Consider the following 20,722-nt stretch of genomic DNA (forward strand, 5'->3'; position numbering starts at 1 on the left):
GGCGGTGGTGATGCACGTCGTGTGCATCATGCCTCGAGCCGCCGGACGGCGCGCAGCACCGAGGAGAGGAGACGTCCGTGTCGTTGACCGAGGACGCGAAGGACCTGCACGAGGACCTGGTTCGACTGCGCCGCAGTCTCCACGCCGAACCCGAAGTGGGCCTGCTTCTCCCGCGCAGCCAGGACAAGGTGCTCGCCGCGCTCGACGGACTGCCGCTCGAGGTCGGCACCGGGACGTCACTGAGTTCGGTCACTGCGGTCCTGCGCGGCGCGCGGCCCGGGCCGACGGTGCTGCTCCGCGGCGACATGGACGCACTGCCGGTGGGCGAACGTTCCGGCGCCGACTACGCGTCGAGAACTCCGGGGCAGATGCACGCGTGCGGCCACGACCTGCACACCTCCATGCTGGTGGGCGCCGCGCACCTGCTGTCCGCGCGGCGCGAACATCTGGCCGGCGACGTCGTGTTCATGTTCCAGCCCGGCGAGGAGGGCTACGACGGCGCCGGGCACATGCTGGCCGAGGGCGTGCTCGAGGCGTCGGGGTCCCGCCCGGTCGCCGCGTACGGTCTGCACGTGACCGCGTCGGGGCCGCCCGGCGGCGTGTTCGTCACCCGGAAGGGACCGTTGATGGCAGCGAGTGCCGTTGCGACGGTGCGGGTCCTGGGCCGCGGTGGACACGGGTCGTCCCCGTACGCGGCGCTCGACCCGATCCCCGCGGCGTGCGAGATGGTGACGGCCCTGCAGACGTTCGCGACCCGCACGTTCGCCCCGTTCGACCCGGTCGTGCTGACCGTGGGCACCTTCCATGCCGGCACCGCGGCGAACGTCATTCCCGACGACGCCCGGTTCGACATCACGGTGCGGACCTTCTCCCCCGAGAGCCAGGCGAAGGCCCGGGACGGCATCACCCGGGTGTGCCGGGGCATCGCCGCCGCACACGGGCTCGAGGTGGACGTCGACTACGACGAGCAGTATCCGGTGACCGTCAACGACGACACCGAGGCCGAGTTCGTGGCCGACGTGGTCACCGAGGTCCACGGCCCGGAGCGGTTCGCGTGGCAGCCGCAGCCGGCGTCCGCGTCCGAGGACTTCTCGCGGGTGCTGAACGAGATCCCCGGCGCCTTCGTGTTCCTCGGCGCGTGCCCCGCGGACCGCGATCCGACGACGGCCGCGTTCAACCATTCACCGCTCGCGGAGTTCGACGACGCCGTCCTCGGCGACGGCGCCGCGCTCTACGGCGAACTGGCGCTCCAGCGGCTCGCCGCGAGCGAAGCGGAGGGCGCCGCCTGAGCCGTCCCCAGACCGGGCGATTCGCGGTCTTACGGGCGCGCCGCGTCTACTGCGAGACCTCGGGCATGTCGGGGACCCGAGTTGCGCCAACCACCCGGAGCGCGATGGCGACGTACTTCTGGGCAACCGCCTCCGGACCGTGAATACCCTCCGCTTGGTACCACCGGGGAATCACCTGGCACATACCGAGAATCGCCCGAGTAGCCTCGGCGGGATCGTCCACATCGAAGTCTCCGGCCTCGTCTCCGTCGCGCACGCATTCGAGCACCAGACCCTCGACGCTCTTCCGGACGGCGCGGTATCGCTCCCAATTCTCCGGGCCCAGGTACCGCGCTTCGCCCTCGAGAGCGGCCAACCGTGCACGGTTGGTCATCTGCAACACGATCGTGAAGATCACGTTGGCCAACCGCTGCACCGGATCGTCGCCGCCCGCGGCGTTCGCAGCGACCGATCGGGAATGCAGGTCGTCGATGCTGCGCTCGAGGAGCGCGATGAGCAACCCTTCCTTGCTCTGGTGGTGGTAGTACAGGGACGGGACGGTTACGCCGACCCGACGAGCGATCTCCCGGACCGACGCCCCGTGGAAACCCGACTCGTAGAAGGCGTCGAGCGACGCCGACAGGATGGGGGTCAGCTCCAACCTCTCCAGGCTGCACCAGTCACCCGAATCATCTGCACCTTCAGCCACGCCTGTCGACAACTCCGCCACTTGACCACACCTATCGTTCCCATTGTGCCGATGTCCGAGATTACTCGGGCGTCCTAGGACTTCCGATCGACTCCGATACCGCCGTCCGGATCGCCGACCGGCCCGGACGGCGGAGTGTCACTCCCCCAACCACTCCCGCAACACGTCTGAGCCGTCGACCCCCACCGGCCGCGGCGGGGTCGGCATTCCCGGCGAGCTCCGCGAGAACCGTGGTGCCGGCGCGGCCTGGGTGACGCCGTCGACATCCACCAGCGTGCCGCGCTCTCGGAGATAGGAGTCCCCGGCGACCTCGTCGAAAGACAGCACCGGCGTCACGCACGCATCGGTGCCGTCGAACACGTCGATCCAGTGCTCACGCCCCTTCGAGGCGATGACCTCGGAGAACCTCGCCCGCAACGTCGGCCAACCGGACCGGTCGTTCTGATCCGGCAGGTCCGCATCCGCGAGTCCCAGCCCGTTCAACAGCGCCTTGTAGAACTGCGGCTCGATGGCGCCGACAGCCACGGCTCGCCCATCGGCGCAGGCGTACGTGTCGTAGAACGGCGCGCCACCGTCGAGCAGGTTCGTCCCCGCACTCGACGACCACTGACCGAATCCACGCATCGCCCACATCATCTGGGACAGCACGGCCACACCGTCGAGCATGGCCGCGTCGACCACCTGACCCAGGCCCGACCGCTGTCGCTCGAACAACGCCGACAGGATGCCCACCAACAGGAACATCGAACCGCCGCCGAAATCGCCCACCAGGTTCAACGGTGGGACAGGTCGTTCGTCCGGCCGCCCGATCGCGTGCAGCGCGCCGGTCAGCGAGATGTAGTTGATGTCGTGGCCGGCCCGCGGGGCCATGGGGCCGGTCTGCCCCCAGCCTGTCATCCGGGCGTAGACCAGACCCGGGTTGACCTCGGCGCACGGTTCGGGCCCGAGCCCGAGACGCTCTGCCACGCCGGGCCGGTACCCCTCGATCAACACGTCGGCCTTCGAGATCAGCCGCAACACCATGTCGCGTTCGGCGCCGTTCTTCAGGTCGGCGGCCACCGATCGCCGGTTGCGCAGCATGTGGTCCGGGTTGCCGTCCAGCGCGTCGGGGGTGCTCGAGCTCGGTCGTTCGATGCGCACGACGTCGGCACCGAGATCACCCAGGATCATCGCGGCGTGCGGTCCGGGGCCGATACCGGCGAGCTCGATCACCCTCAGCCCGTCGAGAGGTCCGGTCATGAAGTCAGTCCTTTCCCGATCGGCGCCGGGATCACTACCGGCACCGTTGAGACGTTTCAGGGGTACAGGGGTTGCAGAGGGGTTCGACGACGCGGTCGGTGTGTCGACACCGACCGCGGTCAGTGCCGGAACCGCGCGGGACGCTTGTTCCGGAACGCGTCGACGCCCTCCGCGAAGTCAGCGGCGGCGAGTAGTTCGAGTTGCCCCTCTCGCTCACGCTCGAAGGCCTTGTCGAGTTGCCCGAGCGTGGCGGCATTGATCGCGGCCTTGGTCTTGTGGAAGGCGACGGCGGGGCCGGCGGCCAGTCGGCGCGCGAGTGCCTCTACCTCCGTGTCGAATTCGTCGTCGGCATAGACCTGTGCGATGAGTCCCGCATCCAACGCTTCGGCGGCACCGAGGCGCTCCGCCAACAGCGCCAAGGCCATCGCACGCGCCCGTCCGACCGAGGCGGCGACCAGCGCGGTGGCACCGCCGTCCGGCATCAGTCCGACTCTGGTGAAAGCCAGTAGAAAATAACTGGATTCGGATGCCACTACGAGGTCACAAGCCAACGCCAGCGATACACCCACTCCCGCAGCGGGCCCGCGGACGGCTCCGATCACCGGCCGCGAGAAGGTGCGGATCGTGTCGGCGACCCGGTTGGCGGCATCGATGACTGCCGGCGACGGCGGAGCGGAGAGGTCCAGGCCGTCCAGATCGGCCCCGGTGCAGAACGCGCGACCGGCGCCCGCAAGGACCGCGACCCGCACATCGGGGTCAGAGGAGCGCTTCTCGAACGCATCAGCGATTGCGTCCAGCGTCTCGGTACGGACAGCGTTCAAGCTCGTGGGTCGATCGATGACGACGCGCAGGACACCGTCCTCGACGGTACTGACGACACCCTGTTCGGTCGTTGTCACATGAGCTCCTTCGGTTGTCAGCCCTCGGATTCGGAGGGCCACCCGCGCGGTGGCGGAATGAGTCTCGAGCAAGGAACGGTCAAAGCCGCCCTGCGCGTCGGTGCAGCGTCACAATGCCCATCGGAATCAACTTAACGTGCGCTAGATAACACCTACCGTTGATCTTCCCCGTTTGCCATGGTACCAATTTAGCGATCGTTAAGTAAGTAGGATCGTCCTGAAGGAGTCCCATGGCCGACGAGCCGATCAACACCGAGCCCGCCGCACTCTACGAGCGCCGAGGCAGCGTCGCGATCATCACCCTCAACCGTCCGCGCGCACTGAACGCAGTCAACGCGGAGCTCTCCACGGCCGTCGGGACACTGCTCGAGCAGGCCGACGCCGACGCCGACGTACGGGTCATCGTCCTCACCGGTGCCGGACGCGCCTTCTGCGCGGGCGCAGACCTCAAGGCGCTCGGCAGTGGCGCCTCGCTCGACGCCGAGGGCCACCCGGAATGGGGGTTCGCGGGCTTCGTGCAGCACTGGGTGGGCAAGCCGACGATCGCGGCCGTCAACGGTTTCGCGCTCGGCGGTGGTACCGAACTGGTCCTCGCCGCGGACCTGGCAGTCATCGACGAACACGCACAGCTGGGGCTACCCGAGGTCACGCGCGGACTGTTCGCCGCGGCCGGTGGCGTGATCCGCCTGCAGCAGCAGATCCCCCGCAAGATCGCTCTCGAACTCGCGCTCACCGGCGCACCCATCACCGCGGTCGACGGACTGAACCTGGGTCTGGTCAACCGCGTCGCACCCGCAGGCACCGCGCTCGAGGCAGCCCTCGAACTCGCCGAGAGCATCGCCGCGAATGCACCACTCGCCGTGCGTGAATCGAAGTCGATGATCCACCGGACGGCCGCCTACTCGGACTGGGAACAGGGCGTGTGGGACCAGAACGCCAAGGCCATGGAGATCGTGTTCACCAGCGCCGACGCGCAGGAAGGACCGACGGCCTTCGCCGAGAAGCGCACGCCGGTCTGGCAGGGCCGCTGACCGACGACATCGCCGCGGACGTCACGAACCGTCCACGGTCACCCATTCCCATTCGAAAGGAACTCCCATGACGAAGGCTGTCATTGTCGACGCCGTCCGTCTCGCGTCCGGAAAGGGCAAGCCCGGAGGCGTCCTGTCCGGCACGCACCCGGTCGAGATGCTCGCCCAGGTTCTGCGCGCGCTGGTCGAGCGCAACGATCTCGATCCCGCAATGGTCGACGACGTGATCGGCGGCTGCGTCCAGCAGGTCGGTGAGCAGGCACTCAACATCGCCCGCACCGCGCTGCTCTCCGCCGGCTTCCCCGAGTCCGTGCCGGCCACCACCCTCGACCGCCAGTGCGGGTCGAGCCAGCAGGCCGCACACTTCGCCGCGCAGGGCATCATGGCCGGCGCCTACGACATCGTCATCGCGTGTGGTGTCGAATCGATGAGCCGTATCCCGATGGGAACGTCGGGCCTCGGCCAGGACACCGCCGGCCCAGGCATTGCCGCTCGGTACCCTGAAGGGCTTATCCACCAGGGCATCTCGGCCGAGCTGATCGCCGCGAAGTGGAAGCTGGACCGCGAGACCCTCGACTCGTACTCGGCCGAATCACACCGTCGCGCCGCCGCGGCGATCGAGTCGGGCTTCTTCGACACCGAGATCGTGCCGATCACCGTCACGGCCGGATCCAGCGAGACGTACGAGCACTCCACCGACGAGACCGTCCGAGCCGCGACCACCGCCGAGGGGCTGGCCGGCCTGCGCCCGTCGTTCCGCAGCGACGAGTTCGCGGAGCGGTTCCCCGAAGCTCAGTGGCACATCACTCCCGGCAACTCGTCGCCGCTGACCGACGGCGCCTCCGCCGTGCTGATCATGAGCGAGGAGATGGCGTCCAAGCTGGGCCTGACCCCCCGCGCCCGGTTCCACTCGTTCTCCGTCACCGGCGACGACCCGATGTTCATGCTCACCGCGCCCATCCCGGCCACCCGGAAGGTCCTCGCCAAGGCCGGGCTGTCGATCGACGACATCGACGCCTACGAGGTGAACGAGGCCTTCGCGCCCGTCCCACTGATGTGGGCCAACGAATTCGGTGCCGATCCCGCCAAGCTCAACCCCCGCGGCGGCGCCATCGCCCTGGGCCACGCTCTCGGTTCCTCCGGCACCCGCCTGCTCACCACTCTCGTCAATCACCTCGAAGCCACCGGCGGCCGCTACGGCCTGCAGACCATGTGCGAGGGCGCCGGCATGGCCAACGCCACCATCATCGAACGAATCTGAACCACAAACACTTTCGGAAGGAACTGACATGATCGTCAACGACAGCGTCGCCCTCGTCACCGGCGGCGCCTCCGGCCTCGGCCTCGCGACCGCCAAGGCCCTGCACGCGCAGGGTGCCAGCGTCGTCATCCTCGACCTGCCCTCCTCCAACGGTGAGACCGTCGCCAAGGAACTCGGCGACCGCGTCCGCTTCGCCGCCGGCGACGTCACCGACGAGGCCTCCGTCGTCGCCGCCCTCGATCTGGCCGAATCCCTCGGCCCGCTGCGCGTCACCGTCAACTGCGCGGGCATCGGCAACGCCATCAAGACCGTGGGCAAGAACGGCGCGTTCCCGCTCGCCGACTTCACGAAGATCATCAACGTCAACCTCGTCGGCACCTTCAACGTGCTGCGCCTGGCTGCCGAGCGCATCGCGAAGACCGAGCCGATCGACGGCGAGCGCGGCGTCATCATCAACACCGCGTCCGTCGCCGCGTTCGACGGCCAGATCGGCCAGGCCGCCTACTCCGCGTCCAAGGGCGGCGTCGTCGGCATGACCCTGCCCATCGCCCGCGACCTCGCATCGCTGCTGATCCGCGTCGTCACCATCGCACCCGGCCTGTTCAAGACCCCGCTGCTCGGCTCGCTGCCCGAGGCCGCACAGGCCTCCCTCGGCCAGCAGGTGCCGCACCCGTCACGTCTGGGCGATCCCGTCGAGTACGGCTCCCTCGCCGCGCACATCGTCTCCAACCCGATGCTCAACGGCGAGGTCATCCGCCTCGACGGTGCCATCCGCATGGCGCCGCGCTGATCATCTCGGCATGAGGATGGGGCCGACCCCGGGAGTGCGTTCCCCGAGGGTCGGCCCCATCCTCGACAGCGCGTCCGAACTCGTTGCCACCGTGCCGAACTGCCCGCCACCGCCGACACCGGACCTACATCCAGGAGCACCCCTTGAAGCGCAACCACTTCGAAGCCGACCACGAGGCGTACCGCGAGACGGTACGAGAGTTCCTGGCACGCGAGATCGAACCCAACTACGAACGGTGGGAGCAGGAACGTCTGATCAGCCGTTCGGCGTGGACCGCCGCCGGTAAGTACGGCATCGCGGGGCTCGGTATCCCGGAGGAGTTCGGTGGGGCCGGGGTCACGGACTTCCGGTTCAGGCAGGTCGTCTTCGAGGAGATCGCGCGGACCGGAACTACCTCGTTCGGCGCCGGCATGAGCGTGCACGACGACATCGTCGTCCCGTACATCCTGCATCTCGGTACCCAGGAGCAGAAGGCCCGCTGGCTGCCGGGGATGGCCGCCGGAGAGACCATCGGCGCGATCGCGATGACCGAACCCGGCGCCGGTTCCGACCTGCAGGGAGTGCGGACCACCGCAGTACGGGACGGCGACGAATGGGTGATCAACGGACAGAAGACGTTCATCACCAACGGCATCCACTCAGACATGGTGATCGTCGTGTGCCGCACCGACCCGAATGCCGGGTCGAAGGGCTTCTCCCTGATCGTCGTCGAGCGCGACACCCCAGGATTCACTCGCGGGCGCAAGTTGCACAAGGTCGGAATGGCCGCTCAGGACACCGCGGAACTGGTCTTCGAGGACGTACGCGTTCCGGCCGAGAACCTGCTCGGAACCGAAGGCCGAGGCTTCGTCCACCTGATGGAAAACCTGCCACTCGAACGGATCTCCATCGCCGTGTCTGCGATCACCGCAGCCCGCGCGGCATACGAATGGACCAAGGACTACGTGTTCGAACGCAAGGCGTTCGGAAAGCCGATCGGCGACCTGCAGAACACCCGATTCGTCCTCGCCGAGATGCGCACCGAGATCGAGGTCACCGAGTCCCACATCGACCGTGCCGTTCTCGCACTCAACACCGGTGACCTCACTGCTGTGGACGCGTCGATGAGCAAGTGGTGGGCAACCGAACTGCAGAAGCGGGTCATCGACCGCGGCGTCCAGATGCACGGTGGCTACGGCTACATGATGGAGTACCCGATCGGCCGCGCCTACGTCGACTCGAGAATCCAGACCATCTACGGCGGCACCACCGAGATCATGAAGGAAATCATCGGCCGCGACATCGCCGCCGAGTTCCGATGACACAAGACCACGACACTCTCCCCGGCCAGGCCGGCCTGTTCGGAAAGTAGGAGTCATGTTCCCCGGCACCCACAGCGTCACCACACCGGACAAGGCCGCCGTCGTCATGGCTGCGACCGGGGCGACCGTCACCTACGCCGAACTCGAAGAACGATCCGCTCGCTTCGCGAGATGGATGTTCGACGCGGGACTGCGGCGCGGCGACCACATCGCCGTGCTGTGCGACAACGATCCGACGATCTTCGAGTTGTACTGGGGCGCGATGCGTTCCGGGATCTACTTCACGGCCGTCAATCACCACGGCACGGTCGACGATCTCGCCTACGTGGTCACCGACTCGGATGCGGCGGTGCTCGTCGTGTCGGCCGCTCTGACCGGGCTCGCCACGGATCTGGCGGGACGCGTTCCGGCGGGCTGCCTGAGACTGGCCTTCGGTGGCCCGGTCCCCGGCTACGACTCCTACGAGGATGCGGTGGGCGCGGTATCGGCGGAGCCGTTGCCGGACCAGCCGTGCGGGGCGGACATGGTGTACTCGTCCGGGACGACGGGCCGGCCGAAGGGCATCAAGTCGCCCCTGCCCGATCGGCAGGTTCACCAGCCGCCCGGTCTCCCGGTGACGGCGATCGTCGAGAAGTTCTACGGATTCGGCGTCGACACCGTCTACCTCTCGCCGGCACCGATCTACCACGCCGCGCCGCTGCGGTACTGCACAGCAACCCAGTCGCTCGGCGGCACCGTGGTGCTGATGGACCGGTTCGACGCCCGCGACGCCCTCGCAGCGATCGAGCGGTACTCGGTGACGCACGCGCAGTGGGTGCCCACCCACTTCATCCGAATGCTGAAGCTGCCCGCTGAGGAACGGACCCGGTACGACCTGAGTTCGCTACGGGTCGCCGTCCACGCCGCCGCGCCCTGCCCGGTCGAGGTGAAGGAGGCGATGCTCGACTGGTGGGGCAACGTGCTCTACGAGTACTACAGCTGCTCCGAGAACAACGGATCCACCCTGATCGACAGCGTCGAGTGGCGGCGCAAACCGGGCAGCGTCGGCCGCGACGGCGTGCAGGGCATCGCCCACATCTGCTCGGATGACGGCCGCGAACTCGGCCCGGGCGAGGTCGGATTGCTCTACTTCGAACGCGACGACTGGACATTCGAGTACCACAACGATTCCGAGAAAACCGCCGCTGCAAGACATCCCGACCATCCGACATGGACGACGGTCGGCGACGTCGGCTACCTCGACGAGGACCGGTATCTGTATCTCACCGACCGGGCGACCTTCATGATCATCTCGGGTGGCGTCAACATCTACCCACAGCAGATCGAGAACTGCCTCAGCGTTCACCCCGCGATCTGGGACGTCGCGGTGATCGGTATTCCGGATCCGGAGATGGGGCAGTCGGTTCAGGCCGTCGTGCAGGTGATGCCCGGCGCGACTCCGTCCGACGATCTGGCCCGCGACATCATCTCCTACGCCCGTGACCGGCTCGCCCGCTACCTGTGCCCGCGGTCGGTGCGGTTCGTCGACGTCCTGCCCCGCACCGAGACCGGCAAACTGGCGAAGCACCGGCTGTAGGCAACCGGGGCGTCAATCGGATTGCGGGGCTCCCGATTCGGCATCCGCGCGGTCGAGACCGAGCGCTCCGATACACATCTGGTCCAGAGTATCGAGCAGGCTCGCCTCGTCCGCCTCGTCGCCCTGGACGAGCCACAGGTACAGGCTGTGGTCGACCATCGCCGCCATGGCACGGGCGGCCATGACCGGATCGAGGGACGCGCGAACCTCGCCCTGTTCCTGCCACCGGGCAATGGCACGCGCGGTGCGGTCGATCAGCTGTCGACGATGCTCGTGGCGGAGGTCGCGGAATTCGTTGTTGAACGTCGCGACCTGCTCGACGATGGCCATCAGCTTCGCGTTGCGTCGGTACGCCTGGTAGTACGACCGGTTCGTTGCAATCAGTTTCGCGGCCGGCGACAGGTCGGGGTCGAGAGGTTCCCGGCGGTGCACATCGTCGAACAGTCGGGTGCTCAACTCCTGGAACACGTCTTCTTTGGACTCGAAGTACCGGTAGAAGGTGCCGTAGGAGACGGACGCCTCCTGCGCGATCTGCTCCACTCGGGTGTCGGGGAACCCGACCTCCTCGAAGACCTTGCGCGCCGCGTCGAGCAGACTGTCCCGCGTCTTTCGCCCCCGCGCGGTGAGGGTGTCGACGGACGGCGGCGTGGAGGACGTGCTGGCGGGTGGCTTGCTCACTCACGCGAGTATCCCGGAAACATGACATGACTGTCAAGTCACATCACGCCTCGGGCACGGAGCACTCGACCCCTCCAGCGTAGACAGGCGTCGCGGGAGGGGTCGAGGTTCGAGCCGGGATCAGGCCGGAGACGGCCCGCGGAGGTGACGGGGGTTCGCCACCCGCAGCCGGGCGAGCACCGTCGTCGAGACGGTCCGGCAGACGGCGGGATCCGCGTACGGGAGGGTGCCCGCGCGAAGGCGGTCGGCAAGATCGGCCTCGGAACCGCAGCCGAGGGCCGTGAGCGCGGCCTGCACCTCGCCCGTGGAGTCGCCGGCACCGATCTCCCGTTCCGCGATACCCAGCAGGTTGACGCAGATCCGGAGCAGGTACCGCTCCCGCTCGTGCACGCCGTCGAGCACGGGGCCGACGTCGTCGCGAAGGGTGCCGCTGACCAACTCGAGGATCTCCGACAGGCTCGGACGGTCGTGCAGCGATGGCGCCGTGACGTCCGGGAGCGGCTCGACGTCGTCGAGCAGACCCAGGATCAGGAGCAGGTCGTACTCGGACTCGCACACCCGCCGCCCGATCGCGGCGAGCTCGATCGAGTCCTCGGCCCCGCTGAGGTGCCGCTGCGACTGGAACTGGCTGAGCACCAACCACCGGAGGGTGCCGTAGGCCTCCCACCAGTGCAGTTCGTCGTCCGACGGCCGGATGCCCGTGGCGCGTTCGTAGCCGTCGAGCAGCTGTGCCCGGGTACCGATACCGGCGACCGGCGGCTCCGCGCCGAACCGCCACGCGCGCACGCAGAGCCATCCGAGGTCCTCGATCGGGTCACCGAGGTGCGCGAGTTCCCAATCCAGCACCCCGCGGATCCCGGTGCCGTCGACCATCACGTTGCCGAGCCGGAAGTCACCGTGTACCAATGCGTCCGGCCGCTTGGCCGGCCGGTTGTCCCGCAGCCATCGAAGCCCGATCTCGACGACGGGGCGGGGCTGATCGAGGTTCCGGTACACGGCCTCGATCGCATCCAACGGATCGCGGGCATCGAGCATCCCGAGGGTGCCGGTGTCGGCGGAGTGGATCTGCCCCAGCACGTACCCCATGTCGTCGGCGAGATGCGCCCGCACCTCGTCGAGCCCGGGGTCCCGCTGCAGCTTCCGCGGGATCGACTCGCCGACAACCATGTCCATCACCAGATACGGTGCATCGATGCCCGGTGCAGTGTCCCCCGACGCGAGGACGGCGGGAGCCGGAACCCCCACTGCCGCGGCGGCCCGCAGACACGCGACCTCCGCCCGCATCCGGTCGGCGTCGCCGTGCCCGGGCGGGTCCCGGCGCAGCACCACCTCCTGCGATCGGCCGTCCGCGTCGCGGACCTCGATCGCCCACACCTGACGGCTCGCGCCGCCGGTCAGCTGGCGGGGTTCCCCGACGGTCACCTCGGTACCGAAGGCCTCGCGCAGCGTGAGACGAACTCCGTCACCGAGGCTCACGGGAGCGTGGGTCACAGCCACGGCGCGGCACCCGGATCGCGCAGCAGTCGACGCGCCGTCGACATGCGATGCACCTCGTCCGGACCGTCGTAGACACGCGCGTAGCGCGCCTGCCGGTACATCCGTTCGAGCGGGGTGTCGGCAGTCAGTCCGAGCGCGCCGTGCACCTGGATGGCGCGATCGACGACGTCGTGGAGCATCCGGGCTCCCCAGAACTTCACGAGACCGATCTGAATCCGAGCATCGTCGCCGGCATCCATCGCACGGGCGGCATCGAGGGTCATCAGGCGGGCCGCGTGGATCTGCGCCGCGGACTCCGCGATGTACCGGTGAATTTCACCCTTCTCGGCGAGCAGCGACCCGTGCACGTAGCGGGTGTTCGCGCGCTCGCACATCAGCTCGAATGCGCGCTGCGCCTGGCCGAGCCAGCGCATGCCGTGGAAGATCCGGCCGGGCCCGAGCCGGTCCTGCGCGACGACGAAGCCCTTGCCCCGTTCGCCGAGCAGGTTGGCCACCGGCACCCGGACGTCGGTGAGCCGGACCTCGTAATGGTCGCTGGGATCGTGCCCCATGGTCGGGATCGACCGGACGATCTCGAACCCGGGAGTGTCGGTCGGCACAATGATCGCGCTGATCCGGGAGTGCCGGGGCGCCGACTCCGGCTCGGTGCGCGCGAAGACCGAACAGTATCCGGCGTCCGCCACACCGGTGGTGAACCACTTGAGCCCGTTGATGACCCAGGTATCGCCCTCGAGTTCCGCACGGGTCTCGATCAGCGTGGGGTCGGAGCCCGCGGTGTCGGGTTCGGTCAGACCGACCGACGGCAGGAACTCTCCCGCGACGATCGGCGGGATCCACCGTTGCTTCTGCTCGTCGGTTCCGTGCTTGTGCAGCATCAGGGTGTCCTGCATGGACACCGAACCGACCGCCAGCTGACCGAACTCGGATCGGCCGATGACCTCGTTGAGGAAGACGAAGTCGAGGAACGGAACGCCGCCACCCCCGACATCGGCCGGGTGCCCGAGCGCCCACAGGCCGAGCTCCTTCGCCCGTGAGCGCAACTGTTCGAGAGTCTTGTGGGCGACCTCGTCCTCCTTCGCGAGGACGGGTTCCGCCGGGATCACCTCGCCGTCGATGAACGCGCGCATCCGAGCACACAGGTCGGCGATGTCGCCTTCGGGATGGTTCGCAGTCATGAGTGCCTCCTTGTGGCAGCAGCGGTCTGCAGGGGTCGAGTGGCGGCCGAATCGACGTACTCGTCGATACGGGAGACCCGCCCGTCCTCGACGCGGACGAACAGGCTGGCCGGCACCTCCAGCGGACCGTGTCCCGGGAGGGTGCCGCGCACGACGTGCTGTTGAGCGAATCCGTCGGGCAGCGTGTAGCGCCGAATGTCTTCGTAGCGGAGATTCTCGACGGTGCGGCCGAGCCAGCGCAGGGTGCGGAGATTCTCCGCGACCGTCTGTTCCAGTCCGTCGTCGTTGTGCCAGATGCGCGCGTCCGGCGAATACAGTTCGGCGAGCGTTGCCTCGTCGCCGCTGCAGACGGCGGCGAAAAAGCGATCTGCAAGGTCGTTCATACGAAAATGCTTCTCCTCACGGCGGTTACACGGAAGCGACAGCACGCAAGCCGCGCGCGGGACGGCGAAGGCCCGCAAGAACTCCCGGCCCCACCGATGGGGAACGAGGTGTTGACAGATGACCTGGCCACGGATGAGACTATCCAAGAATGTGACATGACTGTCAAGTCAAATACAGGCCTCTTCTCGCCACGCCGTTCCACGAAAGGACCGCCATGAAGGCCGTCAATCCGAAGTTCGAGTTCCGCGGAATCAATCACCTCGCGCTCGTGTGCTCGGACATGCAGCGCACCATCGACTTCTACTCGGGCACACTGGGTATGCCACTCGTCAAGACGCTCGATCTTCCCGGAAACCTCGGACAGCACTTCTTCTTCGACTGCGGAGGCGGAGACACGCTGGCGTTCTTCTGGCTGGCGGACGCACCGGACGGAGTTCCCGGGGTCTCCGCCCCGGCGGGACTGCCCGACCGGGACGAGCTCGTCAGCGCCGTCGGCTCGATGAATCACGTGGCGTTCGCCGTCCCGCCGGAGAAGTTCGACGAGTACCGCAAGCGACTCAAGGCCGACGGCGTGCCGCTGAGCATCACCCTCAACCACGACGACAGCCCCGAGGGCGCATCGCGGGAGATCCATGACGGCACCTTCGTCCGGTCGTTCTACTTCCAGGACCCCGACGGCGTCCTCCTCGAATTTGCCTGCTGGACACGTGAGCTCACCGAGGCCGACGTCTCGCACACGCCGAAGACCGCCGCCGACCGCCGCGTTCCCAGCGCTTCCTGACACCCCGAAAGGACACAGCATGCCCCGCCTTCGTGAGGTCCCCCGCGCCGAGGTGACCGACGAGAAGATCCTCTTCTTCTACGACCGACTGTTCGGCCCCGACAAGGATCCCGCCGTCGACCACGGCACCATCCACGCCACCCCCGGCGACTGGTGGACCGTCTTCGCCCAGTCCTCCGACGTATTCCGGCACGCGGTACGCGGGTTCGCCCTCTACCGCAACGCCAGCCTCGACCCGCTGCTGCGCGAACTCGGCCAGGCCCGCGCCGGCTACGCCCGCGGCAGCCAGTTCGTCTTCTCCCAGCACTGCAAGCAGATGCGCTCCCTCGGCGCGACCGAGGAGAAGATCGCGGCCCTCCCGCACTGGCAGATCAGCGACTTGTTCTCCGACATCGAGCGTGCCGTACTCGCCTACACCGACGGGCTCGTCCACGACGGCGGACGAGTCCCCGACGAGGTGTTCGCGGTCCTCCAGGCACACCTGTCGGACAAGGAGATCATGGAACTGACGTACATCACCTGCATGTACGACATGCACGCCACGATCTGCCGCGCACTGCGACTCGAGTTCGACGACCGCCCCGAGCTGATCGAGGAAGTTCGTATCCCCGAAGGCGTCGTCGTCGCCGACCTCTCCGCCGACCTGGCCGGGGAGTAGCCCACTCCGGTGCGGAAAACCCCTCCGCTCCCAGCTATCCAAGGATGAACTATGGAACTTGTCGCTGTCCTGGAACTGACGTTCAAGCCGGACTCCCTCGAGTCGGCGCGCACCGTGATGGCGCGGGTGCTCACGGAGACTCGCCAGTTTCCCGGTTGCATCTCCGTGAAGTCGGTCGTCGATAGCAAGCACCCCAACACCTGGCGTTTCGTCGAAACCTGGGAATCGGCCGAGCACGACGCCGAGTACCGCAAGTTCCGAGCCGGAGAGGGAGCCATCACCGATCTCGGCCCGCTGCTCGCAGGCGCACCGTCGCTCACCACGGGAACCGTCGACCCGGGACTGTGATCGACCGGCCGCCGGCCGTTCAACGATGAAGGTCCCCTGCTGGAATCACCAGCAGGGGACCTTCGTCGTCCGTGGCAGCGTCAGCTCGTCGCCTGGGCCGCGGTCCCGGCCGACTGCAGGTCCGCCCATTGGCCGTCATCGACGCCGGCCAGCGTGGCGAGGACCTCACGGGTGTGTTCACCGAGACCCGGCCCCGGCGCGGGAGTGGCCGGCTGGGACCGGGAGAACTTGGGTACGACACCGGCGGCGGGCACCGCCACCCCGAACTGATTGACGAGGCGCACCACCATGTCGCGCGCGGCGTAGTGCGGATCGGCGAGCATGTCCGGAGCGGTGTAGATGCGACCGGCCGGAACGCCGCTGTCCTCCATGATCTTCAACAGCACATCGGAACCCACCGTCGATGTCCAGGCACCGATGATGCCGTCGATCTCGGCCATGTTGTCGCCGCGCGGGCCGTGCTCGGCAAACCTCGGGTCGTCCGCCAGCTCGGGCCGGCCCATCGCGGTGCAGAGTCTGCGGAAGACGTTGTCGGCGTTGGCTGCGATGATCACTTCGGCTCCGTCGGATGTGGGGTACACATTCGACGGCGCCACACGGGGCAGCACCGATCCGGTACGGCCGCGGGTGACACCGGCGATTTCGTGGTCGGCCATCGTCGATTCCATCAGGGCCGCGACCGCCTCGTAGATCGCGACGTCCACCTCCTGGCCCCGGCCACTGACCGAGCGCTCGTGGATTGCGGCGAGCGTTCCGATCACGGCGAACAGGGCTGCCAGGGAATCGCCGAGGCTGATGCCGACGCGGGTGGGGGGAAGCTCGGGATTACCCGTCGTGTGCCGGATGCCACCCATCGCCTCGCCGACACTGCCGAAACCGGCGTCCGTCGAACGTGGTCCGTTCTGACCGAATCCCGAGACGTGGACGAGGATGATGCGCGGGTTGATTGCGGAGAGGGTCGCGTAGTCGAGTTCCCACTTCGCAAGCGTGCCGGGACGGAAGTTCTCGAGGACGATGTCAGCTTCGGCGACCAGTTTGCGGATCAGGTCCCGGCCCTCGGGCTGACGCAGGTCGATCGCCACCGACTTCTTGTTACGCGCGATGGAGGGCCACCACAGGCTTTCACCGTCGACCGTGACGCCCCACCGACGCATCGAGTCACCGGATGCGGGCGCCTCGACCTTGAGTACCTCAGCCCCGTAATCACCCAAGAGCTGCCCCGCGAAGGGGCCGGCAATGAAACTCCCCAGTTCGAGCACGCGCAGGCCGCTGAGCGGACCAGAAGATGTAGCCATGCGCCGATTGTACACAATCCAGCCCAGCATCGCCCGATAATCGCGGATACCAGGCCTCTCTGCATACAACTGTCGATGAGGGGTCGGGATAGGCTTGCCGGGAATCGGCCCGACACACGACAAAGAGGCACCGTGGCAACCACACCGCAGGCACCAGGCCAGGTCGCCTACTCCCAGATTCGCCAAGCGATCGTCGAGGGGCGCTACCGACCGGGTCAACGCCTGATCGAACAACGGATCGCCGAGCAGTTCGCGCTGTCTCGTACACCCGTGCGCGAGGCGCTTCGACGGCTCGAGGCCGAGGGGCTCGTCCTCAGCGAGCCGAACCGGGGAGCCGTCGTCCGCACCCTGTCGAGGGCCGACGTATCGGATATGTACGGTCTGCGCGCCCGACTCGAGGCCTACGCCGCCGAGCTCGCGGCCGAGCGCATCGACCCCGCCGAGCGGGAGCTTCTCGACGCGGGAATCGAGGCCTTCGCCCTGGCCCTGGCCTCCACTCCTGCCGATGCGGTCGATCGGGTTCGCGCCGTGGACACTGCGAACAGCCAGATCCATCGGGCCATCATGGCCGCCGCCAGGCACGAGCGGTTGAGCCGCCTACTCGAGAGCACTACCGACGTACCGCTCGTCTTCCAGGCGTTCCGCCAATACGATCGCGGCCAGACGGAGCGATCACACCTGTTCCACCAACTCATCCGCGACGCGATCGTCGACGGCGACGGCCGACGCGCATCAGCCCTGATGTACGAGCATGTCCTGCAGGGCCGCGACGTGCTTCTCGCCCACCTCGCAGCGACCAGCAGCGACGAGGTGGACGAGCTGTTCGGCACGTCAGCGCGGAAAGCCGCCCGCACGAGCGAGCTGACCGGGAACCGGGGCGCCGAGAACACCGCCGAGCCAGTCTGACGCCTCGATCAACTCGGACAGCCGGGCGCCCGACGGAATCCCACTGCGGTCGAGGAGATAGACCAGGTCCTCGGTCGCGATGTTGCCGGTGGCGTCCGGAGCAAACGGGCATCCGCCGATCCCGCCGATCGAGGAATCCAGCACTGTCACACCGGCATCGATCGCCGCGACCGCGTTCGCGTAGCCGGTGTTGCGGGTGTTGTGGAAGTGGCAGCGCAGCCGAACGCCGGGCGCCGCTGCCGCGGTCCCCGCAACCAATCGGGCGACCTGGGCGGGCACCCCGACCCCGATGGTGTCGGCCAGCGCAATCTCGTCCACCCCCAACTCGGCCACCTGCCCCGCCAGGGCGAGGACCGCGGCTTCGGGAACCTCCCCCTCGAACGGGCAACCGAAGGCGGTGGCGATGGTGACCGACACGCCGACGCCGGCGGCGCGGGCATCGTCGACGAGATCACGCACCGTGTGCACCGAGTCCGCGACCGACATCCGCTGGTTGCGCAGACTGAAGGTCTCGGACGCCACGACAACACAATTGACCTCGTTCACACCCGCCGCCACCGCGCGGTCGAAACCGCGGCGATTGAGCACGAGGCCGCTGTACGAGACATCGGCACGGCGCGGAACCCCCGCCATGACTGCCTCCGCATCGGCCATCTGCGGCACCGCGGCCGGGTGCACGAAGCTGGTGGCCTCGATTCGACGCAAGCCAGACGCGATGGCGCGCTCGATGAGCGCGATCTTGTCGGCCGTCGAAACGTGCACCGCCTCGTTCTGCAGCCCGTCGCGGGGGCTCACCTCCACGATCTCCACGGCGCGTCCCCTTCCGTTGCAACTCTGTTCAGCGAACCACACACGATTGTACACATTGTATACAATGCGATCACATCAGGTGGTGGACCACGGACCAGGACTCGACGGGAACACAGTCCGTCGCCGAACCGTCACGGTCGACAACTGCATCGCCGCACTCGCGCGGCGTCTGCACCTCACGACCCCCCGCACCGCCTTGCGGCACCACGCTGCAGGTAATGATTCCACCCCGCCGGCGCTAGTGGGTTCCGACTCCGAGACTCCCCGATGCGTCCAGTGCGCCAACAGTATTGAATGCGCGTGACGGACCTGCTTGCAGCGGGCGGAGTGACCCGCGCGAGCCTTCACTCCCGGACTCCATCGCCGCCCCGCCCCGTCCGGCAAGGGCCCGGTCGCGAGGCGCAACCCATCCGCACTCCGGGGCCACCCCACGGCCCGGTTTCCATACAGTCCGTCGGCCATCAGACCGGAAAGTTTCCATCCGTTTCGGGAATCCACTTGTGACCTGTGGCACTTGCGCGTTAGATTGTGTGCAATCCGCGCTCGCTCGGCCTCGTCCTGACTGGAGTCCCCCACATGCTTTACAGCGATCTTCTGCGGCGAAACGCCGTTCGCTTCCGCAATCGGACCGCGCTCGCGATGGACGATGGATCGGACTCCCGGACCTACGCCGAGCTCTACCAGCGTGCCCTGCGCCTGGCCAACGGTCTGAGCGGCCTAGCCGCGCCCGGTGATCGAGTTGCACTGCTGTCCGAGAACAACCTCGAGTACGTCGAGGCCTACTACGGCGTCCCGAGCGCCGGCATGGTTCTGACCCTGCTCAACTACCGGCTGCACCCCAAGGAATGGGTCTGGATCCTGAACGACTCGGGGGCCCGCGTGCTGATCGTGGAGTCGAAGTTCCTGGAGGTGATCGCGGACCACCGCTCCGAACTCACGAGCGTCGAGCACATCATCGTGATCGGGGAGAAAGCCACGGGTTTCACGCCGTACGAGAACGTCCTGCAGTCCGCGTCGACCATTGCCCCACGGCTGCAGATCAGCGACGACGACGACGCCTGGCTCCTGTACACCAGCGGAACAACCGGTAAGCCCAAGGGTGCTCGGCTCAGCCATCGCAACCTCAACACCGCGTTGGTCCAGTCCGCGATCGAATACGACCCGCGACCGGACACCTGCTTCCTCAACCCCCTGCCGCTCTGCCACATCGCCGGCTACCTGACCCCGCTCCACCAGTTCCACGGCGGCTCGGTCCTGATGATGACCGGCTGGGATCCCGAGCGGTGGATGCAGTTGGTGCGGGATCACCGCGTGACGAGCGCCGGGCTCGTTCCGACGATGGTGCAGATGCTGCTGACCCACCCGAAGATCAACGACTACGACCTCGGCAGCCTGGAGTGGTTGGGCTACGGCGCGTCGAAGATTCCCGCAGACGTGCTGCGCCACACCATCGATCAGTTCGGCCCGATCGTGTACGCGGGCATGGGCATGACGGAACTCGGCGGCAACATGCTCACGCTCGACAAGGCCGCACACGTCCGGGCGGCTCACGGCGAGGAGCATCTGCTCAACGCCGTCGGGAAGCCGATGTCCCTGGTCGATGTCCGCGTCGTCGATCCGTTCGGAGAAGACTGCGCGACCGGCGAGGTCGGGGAGATCGTGGTGCAGGGCGATCAGGTGACCAAGGGCTACTTCGGCAATCCCGAGGCGGACGGCCAGGCGTTCAGGGACGGCTGGTTCCACACCGGGGACCTGGCCCACCAGGACGAGGAGGGCTTCCTCTACATCGTCGATCGCGCCAAGGACATGATCATCTCGGGCGGCGAGAACGTGTACTCCAGCGAGGTCGAGAACGCGATCTACACCCACCCCGACGTCCTCGAAGCCGCGGTCATCGGAACACCCGACGAGAAGTGGGGCGAGCTCGTCACCGCTGTCGTCGTCCGCAAGCCCGGGACCCAGCTGACCGCCGACGACGTGGTCGGCAGTTGCAGGTCCCAGCTCGCCACCTTCAAGCAGCCCCGCAAGGTCGTCTTCGTCGACGAGATGCCCCAGACCGTCAGCGGCAAGATCCGCAAGAACGTTCTGCGGGAACAGTTCTCTGACAACTGACACA

20 protein-coding genes are annotated in these 20,722 nt (G+C 67.5%); 11 read left to right on the forward strand and 9 right to left on the reverse strand.

What is annotated here, in order from left to right:
* The first annotated feature begins 77 nt into the window (after positions 1-77).
* A complete protein-coding gene (locus IJ15_RS0121660; RefSeq protein ID WP_031940434.1) occupies positions 78-1,289 on the forward strand; it encodes a M20 metallopeptidase family protein in 1,212 nt (403 codons plus the stop codon).
* A gap of 46 nt (positions 1,290-1,335) precedes the next feature.
* Here the strand turns inward: IJ15_RS0121660 and IJ15_RS0121665 are convergent, their stop codons facing one another.
* The 3 genes from IJ15_RS0121665 to IJ15_RS0121675 form a co-directional block, all read right to left on the reverse strand.
* On the reverse strand, positions 1,336-1,998 hold the full coding sequence (locus IJ15_RS0121665; protein WP_197059884.1) for a TetR/AcrR family transcriptional regulator: 663 nt from the start codon (positions 1,996-1,998) through the stop codon (positions 1,336-1,338).
* A 117-nt stretch (positions 1,999-2,115) separates the two neighbouring features.
* Positions 2,116-3,216, reverse strand: a complete 1,101-nt coding sequence (locus IJ15_RS0121670) for a CaiB/BaiF CoA transferase family protein (RefSeq protein WP_031940436.1) — start codon at positions 3,214-3,216, stop codon at positions 2,116-2,118.
* Positions 3,217-3,335: 119 nt separating this feature from the next.
* Positions 3,336-4,115 carry an enoyl-CoA hydratase gene (locus IJ15_RS0121675; RefSeq protein WP_031940437.1) on the reverse strand — a complete coding sequence of 260 codons (780 nt, stop codon included), beginning with the start codon at positions 4,113-4,115 and terminating at the stop codon, positions 3,336-3,338.
* A gap of 230 nt (positions 4,116-4,345) precedes the next feature.
* Here IJ15_RS0121675 and IJ15_RS0121680 point away from each other — a divergent pair, with 230 nt between their 5' ends.
* From IJ15_RS0121680 to IJ15_RS0121700, 5 genes are all read left to right on the forward strand, one after another.
* The gene (locus IJ15_RS0121680; protein WP_031940438.1) at positions 4,346-5,146 is read left to right on the forward strand and encodes a crotonase/enoyl-CoA hydratase family protein; all 801 of its coding nucleotides are present in this window, start codon (positions 4,346-4,348) and stop codon (positions 5,144-5,146) included.
* Between the two features lie 67 nt (positions 5,147-5,213).
* Positions 5,214-6,407, forward strand: a complete 1,194-nt coding sequence (locus IJ15_RS0121685; protein ID WP_031940439.1) for a thiolase family protein — start codon at positions 5,214-5,216, stop codon at positions 6,405-6,407.
* Positions 6,408-6,435: 28 nt separating this feature from the next.
* Positions 6,436-7,197 carry a 3-hydroxyacyl-CoA dehydrogenase gene (locus IJ15_RS0121690; RefSeq protein WP_031940440.1) on the forward strand — a complete coding sequence of 254 codons (762 nt, stop codon included), beginning with the start codon at positions 6,436-6,438 and terminating at the stop codon, positions 7,195-7,197.
* A gap of 143 nt (positions 7,198-7,340) precedes the next feature.
* Complete coding sequence (locus IJ15_RS0121695; RefSeq protein ID WP_031940441.1) at positions 7,341-8,498, forward strand: acyl-CoA dehydrogenase family protein; 1,158 nt, start codon at positions 7,341-7,343, stop codon at positions 8,496-8,498.
* Positions 8,499-8,553: 55 nt separating this feature from the next.
* Complete coding sequence (locus IJ15_RS0121700) at positions 8,554-10,074, forward strand: acyl-CoA synthetase (RefSeq protein ID WP_031940442.1); 1,521 nt, start codon at positions 8,554-8,556, stop codon at positions 10,072-10,074.
* A gap of 12 nt (positions 10,075-10,086) precedes the next feature.
* On the opposite strand, the gene IJ15_RS0121705 is transcribed toward IJ15_RS0121700, so the two are convergent.
* The 4 genes from IJ15_RS0121705 to IJ15_RS0121720 all read right to left on the reverse strand — a co-directional run bounded on the left by IJ15_RS0121705 (position 10,087) and on the right by IJ15_RS0121720 (position 13,954).
* Positions 10,087-10,752: a TetR/AcrR family transcriptional regulator gene (locus IJ15_RS0121705; protein ID WP_031940443.1), complete on the reverse strand. Its 666-nt coding sequence runs from the start codon at positions 10,750-10,752 to the stop codon at positions 10,087-10,089.
* Positions 10,753-10,872: 120 nt separating this feature from the next.
* Complete coding sequence (locus IJ15_RS0121710; protein WP_331281039.1) at positions 10,873-12,249, reverse strand: phosphotransferase family protein; 1,377 nt, start codon at positions 12,247-12,249, stop codon at positions 10,873-10,875.
* Entirely contained in the window at positions 12,240-13,424 is a 1,185-nt protein-coding gene (locus tag IJ15_RS0121715) for an acyl-CoA dehydrogenase family protein (RefSeq protein WP_197059885.1), read from the reverse strand. Before IJ15_RS0121715 ends, IJ15_RS0121710 begins: the two co-directional genes overlap by 10 nt.
* Positions 13,421-13,954 (reverse strand): nuclear transport factor 2 family protein, encoded by a 534-nt coding sequence (locus IJ15_RS0121720; RefSeq protein WP_231569628.1) that lies wholly within the window; start codon positions 13,952-13,954, stop codon positions 13,421-13,423. Before IJ15_RS0121720 ends, IJ15_RS0121715 begins: the two co-directional genes overlap by 4 nt.
* A gap of 68 nt (positions 13,955-14,022) precedes the next feature.
* Here IJ15_RS0121720 and IJ15_RS0121725 point away from each other — a divergent pair, with 68 nt between their 5' ends.
* From IJ15_RS0121725 to IJ15_RS0121735, 3 genes are read left to right on the forward strand one after another with little or no spacing between them, the layout of a single operon-like run.
* On the forward strand, positions 14,023-14,589 hold the full coding sequence (locus IJ15_RS0121725; RefSeq protein ID WP_031940447.1) for a VOC family protein: 567 nt from the start codon (positions 14,023-14,025) through the stop codon (positions 14,587-14,589).
* 19 nt (positions 14,590-14,608) lie between these two features.
* Entirely contained in the window at positions 14,609-15,247 is a 639-nt protein-coding gene (locus IJ15_RS0121730) for a carboxymuconolactone decarboxylase family protein (protein WP_031940448.1), read from the forward strand.
* Positions 15,248-15,298: 51 nt separating this feature from the next.
* A complete protein-coding gene (locus IJ15_RS0121735) occupies positions 15,299-15,595 on the forward strand; it encodes a putative quinol monooxygenase (RefSeq protein ID WP_031940449.1) in 297 nt (98 codons plus the stop codon).
* Between the two features lie 80 nt (positions 15,596-15,675).
* On the opposite strand, the gene IJ15_RS0121740 is transcribed toward IJ15_RS0121735, so the two are convergent.
* Complete coding sequence (locus IJ15_RS0121740; protein ID WP_031940450.1) at positions 15,676-16,890, reverse strand: CaiB/BaiF CoA transferase family protein; 1,215 nt, start codon at positions 16,888-16,890, stop codon at positions 15,676-15,678.
* Between the two features lie 132 nt (positions 16,891-17,022).
* On the opposite strand from IJ15_RS0121740, the gene IJ15_RS0121745 reads away from it, so the two are divergent.
* On the forward strand, positions 17,023-17,796 hold the full coding sequence (locus tag IJ15_RS0121745; protein WP_051919436.1) for a GntR family transcriptional regulator: 774 nt from the start codon (positions 17,023-17,025) through the stop codon (positions 17,794-17,796).
* On the opposite strand, the gene IJ15_RS0121750 is transcribed toward IJ15_RS0121745, so the two are convergent.
* The gene (locus IJ15_RS0121750) at positions 17,722-18,606 is read right to left on the reverse strand and encodes a hydroxymethylglutaryl-CoA lyase (RefSeq protein WP_031940452.1); all 885 of its coding nucleotides are present in this window, start codon (positions 18,604-18,606) and stop codon (positions 17,722-17,724) included. The genes IJ15_RS0121745 and IJ15_RS0121750 overlap by 75 nt on opposite strands.
* A 576-nt stretch (positions 18,607-19,182) precedes the next feature.
* Here IJ15_RS0121750 and IJ15_RS0121755 point away from each other — a divergent pair.
* Positions 19,183-20,718 carry a class I adenylate-forming enzyme family protein gene (locus tag IJ15_RS0121755; protein WP_031940453.1) on the forward strand — a complete coding sequence of 512 codons (1,536 nt, stop codon included), beginning with the start codon at positions 19,183-19,185 and terminating at the stop codon, positions 20,716-20,718.
* Positions 20,719-20,722: the final 4 nt, after the last annotated feature.

Source organism: Prescottella defluvii (assembly GCF_000738775.1).
GTDB lineage: Bacteria > Actinomycetota > Actinomycetes > Mycobacteriales > Mycobacteriaceae > Prescottella > Prescottella defluvii.

Excerpts from the sequence above, each read along its gene's own strand:
- IJ15_RS0121735 (WP_031940449.1), top strand. The coding sequence starts at position 15,299 with ATGGAACTTGTCGCTGTCCTGGAACTGACGTTCAAGCCGGACTCCCTC.
- IJ15_RS0121670 (WP_031940436.1), bottom strand. The coding sequence starts at position 3,216 with ATGACCGGACCTCTCGACGGGCTGAGGGTGATCGAGCTCGCCGGTATC.
- IJ15_RS0121700 (WP_031940442.1), top strand. The coding sequence starts at position 8,554 with ATGTTCCCCGGCACCCACAGCGTCACCACACCGGACAAGGCCGCCGTC.
- IJ15_RS0121755 (WP_031940453.1), top strand. The coding sequence starts at position 19,183 with ATGCTTTACAGCGATCTTCTGCGGCGAAACGCCGTTCGCTTCCGCAAT.
- IJ15_RS0121715 (WP_197059885.1), bottom strand. The coding sequence starts at position 13,424 with ATGACTGCGAACCATCCCGAAGGCGACATCGCCGACCTGTGTGCTCGG.
- IJ15_RS0121725 (WP_031940447.1), top strand. The coding sequence starts at position 14,023 with ATGAAGGCCGTCAATCCGAAGTTCGAGTTCCGCGGAATCAATCACCTC.
- IJ15_RS0121730 (WP_031940448.1), top strand. The coding sequence starts at position 14,609 with ATGCCCCGCCTTCGTGAGGTCCCCCGCGCCGAGGTGACCGACGAGAAG.
- IJ15_RS0121740 (WP_031940450.1), bottom strand. The coding sequence starts at position 16,890 with ATGGCTACATCTTCTGGTCCGCTCAGCGGCCTGCGCGTGCTCGAACTG.
- IJ15_RS0121690 (WP_031940440.1), top strand. The coding sequence starts at position 6,436 with ATGATCGTCAACGACAGCGTCGCCCTCGTCACCGGCGGCGCCTCCGGC.
- IJ15_RS0121685 (WP_031940439.1), top strand. The coding sequence starts at position 5,214 with ATGACGAAGGCTGTCATTGTCGACGCCGTCCGTCTCGCGTCCGGAAAG.
- IJ15_RS0121680 (WP_031940438.1), top strand. The coding sequence starts at position 4,346 with ATGGCCGACGAGCCGATCAACACCGAGCCCGCCGCACTCTACGAGCGC.